This window comes from Actinomadura sp. NPDC048394 (assembly GCF_040651755.1).
In the GTDB taxonomy this organism is placed as follows: Bacteria; Actinomycetota; Actinomycetes; order Streptosporangiales; family Streptosporangiaceae; genus Spirillospora; species Spirillospora montaniterrae.
The window spans coordinates 86,262-98,320 of record NZ_JBEZJL010000018.1; the positions used below are offsets into that span (position 1 = coordinate 86,262).

General features: G+C 72.1%; 10 protein-coding genes and 2 riboswitches. Of the genes, 6 read left to right on the forward strand and 4 right to left on the reverse strand.

Annotated elements, in window-relative coordinates:
• Positions 1-13 precede the first annotated feature (13 nt).
• The 4 genes from AB0C78_RS15160 (at position 14) to AB0C78_RS15175 (ending at position 5,833) form a co-directional block, all read left to right on the forward strand.
• The gene (locus AB0C78_RS15160; RefSeq protein WP_360747272.1) at positions 14-955 is read left to right on the forward strand and encodes a C40 family peptidase; all 942 of its coding nucleotides are present in this window, start codon (positions 14-16) and stop codon (positions 953-955) included.
• A 502-nt stretch (positions 956-1,457) separates the two neighbouring features.
• Positions 1,458-1,658: riboswitch (cyclic di-AMP (ydaO/yuaA leader) on the forward strand.
• Between the two features lie 231 nt (positions 1,659-1,889).
• Positions 1,890-2,028: riboswitch (cyclic di-AMP (ydaO/yuaA leader) on the forward strand.
• 11 nt (positions 2,029-2,039) lie between these two features.
• On the forward strand, positions 2,040-3,002 hold the full coding sequence (locus AB0C78_RS15165; RefSeq protein WP_360747275.1) for a CHAP domain-containing protein: 963 nt from the start codon (positions 2,040-2,042) through the stop codon (positions 3,000-3,002).
• 63 nt (positions 3,003-3,065) lie between these two features.
• Positions 3,066-4,415, forward strand: coding sequence for a hypothetical protein (locus AB0C78_RS15170; protein WP_360747278.1), 1,350 nt, complete (start codon positions 3,066-3,068; stop codon positions 4,413-4,415).
• Positions 4,412-5,833 carry a M48 family metallopeptidase gene (locus tag AB0C78_RS15175; RefSeq protein ID WP_360747281.1) on the forward strand — a complete coding sequence of 474 codons (1,422 nt, stop codon included), beginning with the start codon at positions 4,412-4,414 and terminating at the stop codon, positions 5,831-5,833. Before AB0C78_RS15170 ends, AB0C78_RS15175 begins: the two co-directional genes overlap by 4 nt.
• Positions 5,834-6,073: 240 nt before the next feature.
• Here AB0C78_RS15175 and AB0C78_RS15180 read toward each other — a convergent pair whose 3' ends face one another.
• From AB0C78_RS15180 to coxB, 4 genes are all read right to left on the reverse strand, one after another.
• Complete coding sequence (locus AB0C78_RS15180; protein ID WP_360747284.1) at positions 6,074-7,303, reverse strand: Ig-like domain-containing protein; 1,230 nt, start codon at positions 7,301-7,303, stop codon at positions 6,074-6,076.
• 188 nt (positions 7,304-7,491) lie between these two features.
• Positions 7,492-7,902, reverse strand: coding sequence for a cytochrome c oxidase subunit 4 (locus AB0C78_RS15185; RefSeq protein WP_151545194.1), 411 nt, complete (start codon positions 7,900-7,902; stop codon positions 7,492-7,494).
• Between the two features lie 3 nt (positions 7,903-7,905).
• Positions 7,906-9,570: a cytochrome c oxidase subunit I gene (gene ctaD / locus AB0C78_RS15190; protein ID WP_360747287.1), complete on the reverse strand. Its 1,665-nt coding sequence runs from the start codon at positions 9,568-9,570 to the stop codon at positions 7,906-7,908.
• Positions 9,567-10,271 (reverse strand): cytochrome c oxidase subunit II, encoded by a 705-nt coding sequence (coxB, locus tag AB0C78_RS15195; protein ID WP_225992326.1) that lies wholly within the window; start codon positions 10,269-10,271, stop codon positions 9,567-9,569. Before coxB ends, ctaD begins: the two co-directional genes overlap by 4 nt.
• A 257-nt stretch (positions 10,272-10,528) precedes the next feature.
• Between coxB and AB0C78_RS15200 the strand changes: the two genes are divergently transcribed.
• Together AB0C78_RS15200 and AB0C78_RS15205 are read left to right on the forward strand one after the other, a co-directional pair.
• Positions 10,529-11,689 carry a cysteine desulfurase family protein gene (locus AB0C78_RS15200; RefSeq protein WP_360747291.1) on the forward strand — a complete coding sequence of 387 codons (1,161 nt, stop codon included), beginning with the start codon at positions 10,529-10,531 and terminating at the stop codon, positions 11,687-11,689.
• A gap of 58 nt (positions 11,690-11,747) precedes the next feature.
• On the forward strand, positions 11,748-12,056 hold the full coding sequence (locus tag AB0C78_RS15205) for a sulfurtransferase TusA family protein (RefSeq protein WP_360747294.1): 309 nt from the start codon (positions 11,748-11,750) through the stop codon (positions 12,054-12,056).
• Positions 12,057-12,059: the final 3 nt, after the last annotated feature.

Consider the following 12,059-nt stretch of genomic DNA (forward strand, 5'->3'; position numbering starts at 1 on the left):
GGTCGCCGCATGCTTGACGGCGACCGCGACCTTCGCGCTTCCGCCCGTGGTGGCGAACGCCAAGCCGAAGCCCACGCACGCGCAGGCGCAGAAGAAGCTCGACCAGCTCAACGAGCTGATGGACAAGAAGGTCGAGCAGTACAACCAGAACACCGAGAAGCTGAAGGTCGCCCAGAAGAAGCTGGCCGCCGCCAAGAAGGCGTCGGCGGAGGAGCAGGCCTCCTTCGACAAGCAGCGCTCGGCGATCGCGCAGATGGCCGCGGACGCCTACAAGAACGGCGACTCCACGGACGTCACCGGGTTCGTCGGCAGCGGCGACCCGCAGGCCGTCCTGGACCAGGCCGCGGTCTTCACGCAGCTCTCCGAGCAGCGCAGCTCCCAGCTGACCCAGTTCCTGGCGACGGCGCAGCGGCTGCGCCGCGAGCAGGCGCAGGCGCAGAGCGCCTACAACGACGTCAAGACCAAGCACGACGAGCTCGCCAAGGCCAAGAAGGACCTCGACAAGAAGGTCACGGAGGCCAAGAAGCTCGTCCAGCAGACCGGCGGCGGCACCTCCAGCGGCGGTTCGGGCGGCATCGGCGGCACCTACAACGGCCCGGCCAGCGGCTCGGCCAAGAAGGCGCTCGACTTCGCCTACGCGCAGCTCGGCAAGCCGTACTCCTACGGCGCGACCGGCCCGGGCTCCTACGACTGCTCCGGCCTGACGATGCGCGCCTGGGAGGCCGCGGGCGTCAACATCACCCGCACCACCAACTCGCAGTGGGCGGCCGTCAAGCACGTGTCGCAGAGCGACCTGCAGCCCGGTGACCTGGTGTTCTTCAGCGGGCTCTCGCACGTCGGCATGTACGTCGGCGGCGGGAAGTTCATCCACGCCCCGCACACCGGCGACGTGGTGAAGATCAGCTCGCTCTCGGGCTACTACACCTCGAACTTCTACGGCGCGGGGCGTCCCTGACGATCATGTGAACGGCCCCCCGCGCGGGGCCGTTCGCACCCCGCGGCGACAACGGACCAGGGCTGACCTGGTCCGTTGTTGATTTTGGGGGGGCTTGCCTTCTGTTGGGGCTTTGGTACCTTGTCACCACCCAGGCGCCCTCCAGGCGCACTGGTCACGCGGCGCCCTCCAGACGCCGCGGCCCCCCGCGGCGCACTCCGGTGGCCGCGGACCGGGCGGCGCGCCCCACGCGTCGTCCCCCAGGGCGGCACGATCCACGCGTCGCCCCGCGGCACCGGGAGAGCGTGCCGCACCGGTCTCCTCCGAGACCCGGCCGGCCCGGCCCACCGTGCGCACGCCGACAGCGTGCATGGCGCTGAGAGCGCGCCACGCTGGTCCACACAGGGCTCCGGCCCCGGGCGGTCCCCCGGACAAGGGGCCGCCGCCATCACAACATCAGCGCCGCTCTTTCGCACGCGGGACACAGGGTCCCGCGCACGGGCCCCATGAAGCCCTCAGGATCGCAGCGGCAGCGCCGAATCCGCGCCGCCCGGCGCGGAACCGGGGACCCACCTTCACCGGAGTCCGGAGCAGTTCCGGACGGACATTCCGGTACCGGGGTGAATCGGCGCGTCTCTGCCGGCACGACCGGTGAGAGCCGCCGTAGGGCCACTTCCACGCCCGAACCCGACAGCTAACCCGGTAGGCGTCTGGAAGAAGGAGTGAACCCTGTCCACCTACCCTCAGCAGAACGCCCCGCCGCGGCCGGATGACGGGCCCGTACGGGCCTCCTAGCCGAACGGCATCAATCTCTCGGGCGCGGCCGTCCGCTGAGCGCACGGCCGCGCCCGCCCCCTTTCTTCACCTCTCCGCGGGCGCCGCAGCGGCGCCCCCTCCCGAGAGGACCCCCAACCGAACCGGCGTGCCCGCCCCCGGGCGCGCCACCGCCGAGTCCGTGCCGTGCCCGCGAGGCCGGTGACGGAGCCGGGGACCCACCCATGTCCCGTCGGGGTGAATCGGCCTGCCCGCAGGCCGTAGGGCGGCTTCCACGCCCGAACCCGTCAGCTAACCCGGTAGGCGGAATGGAAGCCAAGGAGATCCCCCCGTGGCAGGCAAGCACCGCAAGGCAAGCCCCACCCGCAGCACGACTCCCGTCACCCCCGTCCGCCGGACCCCCGCTCCCGGGGCGCCCCCCGCGCCCGGGACCGTCCCCGCCACCAGGGTGATCACCGCCCAGGTCGTCACCGAGGCCCCCGCCGGAGCCGTCCCCGCGGCCCCCGCGGGTGGCCGGCACCGCAAGAGCGGACGCACCGTCGCCTGGCGCACCACCGGCGGCGTGCTCGTCGGCGCCGCCGTCCTCGGCACCGCCGTGGCGACCGCGCAGGCGTCGGTCCTCCCGTTCGGCGGCCCCGAGCCCGCCAAGCCGGCCGCCTCGGCCGACCTGGCCATCGCCCGCGCGCCGCAGCAGCAGGCCGCCCGGGACCGGGCGCCGGCCGTGAGCGTCCCCCGGCAGGCCGCGAAGGGCGCGCCGAAGAGCGCGCCGAAGGCCGCCGCTCCGAAGGAACGTTCCAAGAAGTCCCGTCCCACCGCCGAGGCCGCCATCGAGCTCGCCCGCTCCCAGGTCGGCGCGAGCCCCGACGGCAACGGCGACACCAAGTTCGGCGACTGGTACGAGGGCACCGAGCGCGCCAAGGAGACCGTCGCCCGCGACGGCGGGTCCGTCCAGGAGTACAGCGACGCCGAATGGTGCGACATGTTCATCTCCTGGGTCGGCGACAAGCTCGGCTTCACCGACCAGATCGGCAGCGACGCCTGGACCGTCGCGCACGCCCAGTGGTTCCAGGACAACGGCCGCTGGGGCGACACCCCGAAGCCCGGCGCGATCGTCTTCTTCTCCTGGAGCGGCGGCAAGTCCAACGACGACATCCAGCACGTCGGCATGGTCATAAAGGACGAGGGCGACGGCACGATCCAGACCGTCGAGGGCAACACCGGGAACTCCGTCCAGGTCAAGGAGCGTTCGACCGACAGCGTGGTCGGCTACGGCTACCCCGACTACGCCTCGTGACGCAGGACGGCGACACGGCGCCGATGGCCCGGCATCCACGGAAGGCTCAATAGGATCGCGCGCATGGAGGACGGCCCACCGCAGGACGGCCCCGCCGAGGACGAGGGACGAGACGCCCCCGGATCCCGGCGGGGCGGTGCCGTCCCTCCACGCGGCCCGCTGGCGTGGCCCGCCGCCATGACGCGGCGCAGGGCGCTCGCGCTGGGCGCGGGCGGCGCCGCGCTGCTGGCCGCCGGCGGCGCCGGGGTCCTCGGCGCCCGGTCCGGCGGCTCCCGGGCCGCGGCCCGGACCGCCCGTCCCTCCGCGCCGTTCGACCCGGACACCGCCCGCACCGTCCTCGCGAACCGGACCCGCGCCGTCGCGACCGGCGACCGGACCGCGTTCCTCGCCACGGTCGCCTCGGCGCCCCCCGCGTTCCAGGACGCCCAGGCCCGGCTCTACGACAACCTCCGCAAGCTCCCCCTCGACGGCTGGACGGAGCGTTTCGCGGGCACCGAGTCGGCGAACGCGGAGGGCGGCGCCGCCGTCGTCCGCGTGGAGACCCGGTACCGGCTGCGCGGCTTCGACCGCGGCGACGTCGCCCGCGCCCGCCACCTCACCTTCGCACCCCGCTCCGGCGCCTGGACGGTCGTCGGCGACGGCTCCGCCCTCGGCTACCACGACGACGCCGAGATCTGGGACGCCGGGCCGCTCAGCGTCGTCCGGGGCCGCGCCAGCCTCGTCATCGGCGACGGCGGCGAACTGGAGGGCATCGCGAAGCGCCTCGACGCGGCCGTCCCGGTCGTCACCGGCGTCGTCGGCAAGGGCTGGGCGCAGCGGGCCGTCGCGCTGGTGCCCGCCGACGAGCGGCTCGCCGCCGCCCTCGCCGGGCCGGACGAGAGCCTCGGCCAGATCGCCGCGCTCGCGACCGTCGCGCCGTCCGCCGGCGGCGGCCGCGGCGAGGACCGCGTCATCGTCTCCCCCGGCACCTTCGGCCGGCTCAACGAGCTCGGCCGCACCGTCGTGCTCACCCACGAGCTCACCCACGTCGCGACCGGCGGCGCCACCGACCGCACCACCCCGCTGTGGCTGATCGAGGGCTTCGCGGACTACGTCGGCTACAAGCACGCGAAGGTGAGCGTGAAGTCGGCCGCCAGCGAGCTGCGCCGCGAGGTGAAGGCGGGCCGGGTCCCGTCCGCGCTGCCGTCCGCCGCCGACTTCGCCGGCTCCTCCGACCACCTCTCCCAGGCCTACCAGGAGGCCTGGCTCGCCTGCCGGATGGTCGCCGGCCGGTACGGTGAGGCGACGCTCGTCCGGCTGTACCGGGCCGCCGGGCGGGGCTCCGAGGCCGCCGCGCTGCGCTCCGTGCTCGGCCTCACCCGGGACCGCTTCGTCGCGCTGTGGCGCGACCACCTGAAGAAGGAGCTCACATGAGCGAGGGAGACGGCGGCGAGCCGTCGGTAGCCGAACCCCCCGGCCGCCCGGACGGCCCGGCCCCCGGCCCGGACGCCCCCGCGGCCGCCGGCGGGACGCGGGGTCCGCGCCGCGCCGCCGCCGTCGCGGCCGCCGTGCTGTTCGCCGGTGTCGCCGCCGTCCTCGCCCTCACCACCCCGTGGAACCCGCTGCCCGGCCACGTCCCCGGCGGGCACGTTCGCGCCGACCCGTCCCTCGACTTCACCCCGCGCGAGATCGCCCGCGCCAAGGCGTTCGACGGCGCGATCAACCCGCCCGCCTACTCGGGGCTCCTCGTCGGGCTCGCCGTGATCCTCGTCCTCGGCTTCACCCCGCTCGGCTCCCGCTTCATCGGCTGGACGACCGCGCGCGTCCGCCGCCGCCCCCTGCGCGTCATCACCGCGGCCGTCGCGCTCACCACGCTGCTGCGCGTCATCGGCCTCCCGTTCGACATCTGGAGCGAGTCGGTCCTGCGCCGCTACGGGCTGTCCACCCAGAGCTGGCCCGCGTGGGCCGTCGACCAGCTCAAGTCCCTCGGCGTCACCTGGGTCATCTACACGATCGCGCTGCTCCTGCTGTACGCGGTCGTCCGCCGCTTCCCTCGCTACTGGTGGACGGGCGCCGCCGCCGGCGGGTTCGTGCTCGTCGTCGCGGTGTCGTTCATCTACCCGGTCGTGGTCGAGCCGGTGTTCAACAAGTTCCACTCGCTGCCCGCCGGGCAGCTGCGCACCGACCTGCTCGCCATGGCGAAACGCGACGGCGTGCCGGTCAAGGACGTCCTCGTCGCCGACGCGTCCCGCCGGACGACCTCGCTGAACGCCTACGTGTCCGGGTTCGGCTCGACCCGCCGCATCGTCCTGTACGACACGCTGCTGAAGTCCCCGCGCCCGCAGATCGAGTCGATCGTCGGGCACGAGCTCGGCCACGCCAAGCACGACGACGTGCTGTGGGGCACCCTCGTCGGCGCGCTCGGCGTCGCGGGCGCCCTGTGCCTGCTCTACCTGCTGACGACGTCGCCGCGGCTGCTGCGCCGCGCCGGCGTCGACCCGGACGTGCCCGCCGCCCGCGACGCCCGGAGCACCGGCCCCGCCGACCCCCGCACCATCGCGCTGGTCCTCGCCCTGGTCGCCGCCGGGACGCAGCTCGCCGGCCCCGTGCAGAACCTCGTGAGCCGCCGCATCGAGGCCCGCGCCGACGCGCACGCCCTCGACCTCACCCGCGACCCGTCCACCTTCGTGGCGATGCAGCACGAGCTGTCCGTCCGCAACATCGACGACCCCGACCCGAACCGGGCCGAGTACCTGCTGTGGATGACCCACCCGTCCGGCCCCGACCGCATCGCCATGGCCCGCAACTGGTCCAAGATGCACCACGTGCCCATTCCGCCCCCGCTCCACTAACCCCCGGGCAGCAACCCCGACAAGCCCGGCCCTGGCAGGTTGAAGCTCAGCCACCGGTCGCGGGCAGGCACGCGGAGCGAGTGCAGCGAGCGCAGCGGGCCTGCCCGACGACGAACAAGGCGTTTCACGCGGAGCGCCGGCGGAGCGTGAAACGCCTTGTTCGTCGTGACGGGGGTTCCAGGGGGTCGCCCCCCTGGGCCAACACTGTGACGGGGGTTCCAGGGGGGCGCCCCCCGGGGATCAGTTATGGCTGGCGCGCGGCTTCTGGGCGGCGCCGTTGGCGGACTGGGCGGAGAGGGTCGCCGCGTCGACGTGCGGGGCCGTGGAGACCGACCGCTTCAGCGCGCTGCCCTTCACCCAGTTGCTCCAGCCCATCTGCCAGAAGCCCCAGCCGTTGTCCGGGGCGAGCGGACGGCTGGTGCCGGTCACCGTGACGACGTCGCCGCGCTGGGCGAGTTTGTAGAACCACGCGGCGTCGGACGGGCTGACGTTGATGCAGCCGTGGCTGACGTTGTCGTGGCCCTGGTCGCCCACCGACCACGGCGCGCTGTGCACGTACTCGCCGCTGTCGGAGATCTTCACGGCCTTGTCCACGGTGAGGCTGTAGTAGCCGGCGCAGCCGGGCCCGCAGCCCTCCCACTCGGACGTCATCGTGACCGGGTCGTCCTTCTGCATGGCGAGGTGGACGCCGTTGGTCGTGGTGTACTTCTCCTCGCCGCCGCGGCCCATGCTGGTCGGGATCGTCCGGGCCTTCCGCCCGTTGATCTTCACGACCATGTGGTGGGTGTCCTCGCCGGCCGTCGAGACGTGGGAGTCGCCGACGGTGAAGTTCACGGCGTAGTCCTTGCCGCCGTACAGGCCCTTGCCGTTGTTCACGCCGCTGAGGTGGGCGACGAACGACGCCTTGGTGTGCGCCGGCCAGTACTGCTTGGTCCGGAACACGACCTCCTGGTCGTTGAACCAGTGCCAGGCGCCCTCGACGGGCTTGTCCGAGCGCACCTCGAGCGCCCGCTCGACCGCGGCGCGGTCCTTCACGGCCTGGTCGAACCGCATGACGATCGGGATGCCGACGCCGACCGTCTCCTTGTCGAAGGGCGCGTCGACGGTGACGCCGAACTTCTTCTGCACGGTCGCGACGGTGAAGGCGCTGCGGACGGTGCGCGTCTTCCCGTCCTTGCCGATGGCCGTCGCGTCGACCGTGTAGGCCTGGCCGGGCGCGAGCGACCAGCGCGACCGCCACTGCGTCCGGTCGGCGTTGAGGTCGCCCTCGACGGGCGCGCCCTTCGCCGTCGTCACCGTGACGTTCGCGATCCTGCCGGTCCTCGCCCGCACGTCGATCGGGCTGTCGGGCGGCAGCGCCGCGCCGCCCCCGCCCGGTGACACGGCGAGCGAGACCGCGTCGCGTCCGGTCACCGCCTGCTGTCCGGAGCACCCCGCGACGCCCGCCACCATGCCCGCGCCCGCGAGCACGGCGGCGGCCCGCCTTCCCCGGTACCTCGGTCCTGAGTCACCCACCCGCACGTGGACCCCCCGGTCGTTTCCCACCTGGACGAGCGATTCGCCTGGCCAGCCCTATTTGCTGGGACGACGTCCAGTATGTGAAAGGGGCGGTACCCGCGAAATCGCGGATACCGCCCCTCTTGGGGTTCTTTTACTGATCAGTGGGCGAAATGACCCCGGTAGTACTCGAACACCAGTCCGATCGAGGTCAGGATCGCGGCGCACGCGCCGAGGATCACCAGCCACCAGCCGAACACGACGCCGAGGGCGACGGCCGCGGCGGACAGGCCGAGGAACAGCGGCCACCAGCTGTGCGGGCTGAAGAAGCCCAGCTCGCCGGCCGCGTCGGCGATGTCGCCCTGCGGGTCGTCCTCATACAGCGGGCCCGCGTTGGCCCGCTCGAGGCGCCGGACGGTGAAGTGGATGTAGAACCCGATCAGCCCGGCGAGGCCGATCGCGAGCGCGAGCGCCGTCGTGCCGGTCCAGTCACCCGACCAGAGCCAGTACACGATGTCGGTGGCGAGGAAGAAGACCGCGCAACCGTAGAACATGAACGCCTGGACGCGCATCGGCTACTCCTTCGCCCCGGCGAGCTCGCCCTGCGCGCCCACGTGCGGGTGGTGCAGGTCGAACGCCGGCCGCTCGGAACGGATCTTCGGGATCGAGTTGAAGTTGTGCCGCGGCGGCGGGCACGAGGTGGCCCACTCCAGCGACGAGCCGTAGCCCCACGGGTCGTCCACCTCGACGCGCTTGCCCTTCTTCCACGTGATGTACACGTTGTAGAAGAACGGCAGCATCGACGCGCCCAGGATGAAGGCGAAGATCGACGAGACCTGGTTCAGGCCCTCGAACTCCTTGGGGTAGTCGGCGTACCGGCGCGGCATGCCCTCCGCGCCCAGCCAGTGCTGGATGAGGAAGGTGCCGTGGAAGCCGATGAACAGCAGCCAGAAGTGCACCTTGCCGAGCCGGTCGTTCAGCATCTTGCCGGTCCACTTCGGCCACCAGAAGTAGAAGCCCGCGAACATCGCGAACACCACGGTGCCGAACACGACGTAGTGGAAGTGCGCGACGACGAAGTAGGAGTCCGACAGCTGGAAGTCCATCGGCGGGGACGCGAGGATGACGCCGGTCAGGCCGCCGAACAGGAACGTCACGAGGAAGCCCAGCGACCACAGCATCGGCGACTCGAACGTCAGCTGTCCTCGCCAGATCGTCCCGACCCAGTTGAAGAACTTCACCCCCGTGGGCACGGCGATGAGGAACGTCATGAAGGAGAAGAACGGCAGCAGCACCTGGCCGGTGACGAACATGTGGTGCGCCCACACGGTGACCGACAGGCCCGCGATGGAGATGGTCGCGAAGACCAGGCCGATGTAACCGAACACCGGCTTGCGGGCGAACACCGGCAGGATCTCCGTCACGATGCCGAAGAAGGGCAACGCGATGATGTAGACCTCCGGATGCCCGAAGAACCAGAACAGGTGCTGCCAGAGCAGCGCGCCGCCGTGCGAGGCGTCGAACACGTGCGCGCCGAGCTTGCGGTCGGCCTCCAGGGCCAGCAGCGCGGCGGCGAGGACGGGGAAGGCCAGCAGGACCAGGATGGAGGTCAGCAGGACGTTCCACGTGAAGATCGGCATCCGGAACATCGTCATGCCCGGCGCGCGCATGCACAGGATCGTGGTGATGAAGTTGACCGCGCCCATGATGGTGCCGAAGCCCGACATCGCGAGGCCCATCACCCACATGTCGCCGCCGACGCCCGGCGAGCGGACCGCGTCCGACAGCGGCGCGTAGGCGAACCAGCCGAAGCTGGCCGCGCCGCCCGGGGTCAGGAAGCCCGCGATGACGATCAGGCTGCCGAACAGGAACAGCCAGTACGCCAGCATGTTCAGCCGGGGGAACGCCACGTCCGGCGCGCCGATCTGCAGCGGCATGATCACGTTGGTGAAGCCCGCGAACAGCGGCGTCGCGAACATCAGCAGCATGATCGTGCCGTGCATCGTGAACATCTGGTTGTACTGCTCGTTGCTCACGACCTGCAGGCCCGGCTTGAACAGCTCCGCGCGGATGACCAGCGCGAGGATGCCGCCGAACAGGAACATCACGAACGAGGTGATCAGATAGAGGTAGCCGATCACCTTGTGGTCGGTGGAGGACAGCCAGTTGGCGACGATGCGCCCCTTGCTGGTCCGCACCGTGGTGACCGGCGCGCTCGGTGCGTGACTGATCGTGGTCACTTGGCACCCCCCGCGGCCAGGGCGGCCTTCGAATCGGCGATGAACTTCTGGTACTGGGCCGGCGTGACGACCTTCAGCTGGAACAGCATCCGGCTGTGGTCGACGCCGCAGAGCTCGGCGCAGCGGCCCTCATAGGTGCCCAGCTTGGTCGCCTCGAACTCGAACTCGTTGTCGTAGCCCGGCATGACGTCCTTCTTGTAGAGGAGCGCCGGGACCCAGAACGAGTGGATGACGTCGTTGGAGTGCAGCCGCACCCGCACGTGCTCACCGGCCGGGATCGTCATCACGGGCTTGGCACCGGAGGTGGCGTTCGGGTTCACCGGCTGGCCGACGACCGACGCGACGGTCTGCTCCTTGCCGGTGGCGTCCTTCTCCTTGTAGTCGAACTGCCAGCTCCACTGGAACGCGGTGACGTCGACGACCACCGGAGGGTTCTTGGTGGTCTTCTCGACGTAGTTCTCGTCGCGCGCCGTGAAGTAGAAGAGGACCGCGATGATGACGAACGGGACCGCCGTGTAGAGGATCTCGATCGGCATGTTGTAGCGGACCTGCGGCGGCAGGTCGTCGGAGCGCTTGCGGTGGAACAGCACCGCCCAGATGATCAGGCCCCAGACGACGGCCCCGACGGCGAACGCCGCGATCCAGGAACCCTGCCAGAGCTTCAGCATGCGCTCGGCCTGCGGGCCGATCGGCTCGGGCATGCCCAGCCGGGATGCCTGGCCGCTGCACGCGGTTGCGGACAGCGCCAGCAGCCCTAGCGCGCCGGCGCTTTTGATTGCGCGGCGACTGCGCACAGGCGTACGCCGCTCCCCAGAGCGGGTCGGACTCACGGAATGCCTTCCCCACGGATGAAAGCCCGGTCGACCCGGGCGGTGAGATCAGTTGTTACACGTGTGGTGGACACACTAGCGCTAGGGTCGCGCGAACCCCCGATCGGGTGCCCGGTTAGTGTTCTGGCGTGGCTGACTCCAGTGCGCCGGACGGGTACTTCGACGCCGCCTCCACCGAGCCGCCGCATCCCGCGGCACGGGCGGCGCTCCTGGAGGCGCTGGACGCGGGCTGGGCCGACCCCGCCAGGCTGTACGGGCGGGCGAGGAGCACCCGCATGCTGCTGGACCGGGCCCGCGCGCGCGTCGCGGGCGTCCTGGGCGCCCGCCCGGACGAGGTGTCGTTCACGTCGTCGGGCACCCAGGCGGTGCACCTGGCGGTCCTCGGGGGGCTCCAGGCGCGCCGGCGGGCCGGGCGCCACCTGGTGGTGAGCGCGGTCGAGCACTCCAGCGTGCTGCACGCGGCCGAGCTGCACGAGGCGGACGGCGGCGAGGTCACGGCCGTCGGCGTCGACCGGGCCGGGCGTGTCGACCCGTCCGCGTTCGCGGCGGCGCTGCGCCCGGACACCGCGCTGGCGTGCCTGCAGTCGGCGAACCACGAGGTCGGGACGGTGCAGCCGGTCGCGGAGGTCGCCGAGGCGTGCCGCGCCGCGGGCGTGCCGCTGTTCGTGGACGCCGCGCAGTCGCTCGGCCGGGTCGACGTGCCGGGCGGCTGGTCGCTGCTGGCCGGCAGCGCGCACAAGTGGGGCGGGCCCGCGGGCGTCGGGGTCCTCGCGGTCCGCAAGGGCACCCGGTGGCGCTCCCCGCTGCCCGCCGACGAGCGCGAGGCGCGCCGCGTCCCCGGGTTCGAGAACGTCCCGGCCGTCGTGGCGGCCGCCGCCGCGCTGGAGGCGTTCCGGGCGGACATGCGGGAGGAGGCACCGCGGCTCGCGGCGCTGGTCGACCGGATCCGCGAGCGGGTCCCCGCTGCCGTGCCGGACGTCGAGGTCGTCGGCGACCCGGCCCGCCGGCTGCCGCACATCGTGACGTTCTCCTGCCTGTACGTGGAGGGCGAGGCGCTGCTGACCGAACTCGACCGCGCGGGTTTCGCCGTTTCGTCCGGCAGCTCGTGCACGGCGGATACGCTGCGTCCGAGTCATGTGCTCGAGGCGATGGGAGTGATTACCCATGGGAACGTGCGGGTATCGCTGCCGCGTGGCGTCGCTTCCGCCGATGTCGACCGGTTCCTCACCGTCCTCCCCGGCACCGTGGCCCGGCTGCGCCGGTCGGCGCTGAACGCGCTCGACCCGTGACCGGCACCGGCGGCAGAACACCACACCGAACCAGCAGAAGAGGGAGGCGGTCGCGCCCATGAGGTTCCGAGGCCGCGCCAGGAGCGCAGGCTCCAACGCGCCGGCGGCACCGCCCCCCGCCGAGCCCGCCGGCCCTCCCCCGGCGCTGGTCATCGACGCGCTCGGCCGCAAGTGCCCGATCCCGATCATCATGCTGGCGGACCGGATCCGCGAGGTCCCGGTCGGCGAGGTCATCGCGGTCCTCGCCGACGACGCCGCCGCGCGCACCGACGTCCCCGCCTGGTGCCGGATGAAGTCGCAGGACTTCGTCCGCGAGGAGACGCTCCCGCAGGGCGGCTGGGGCTTCCACATCCGCCGGACGTACTGACGG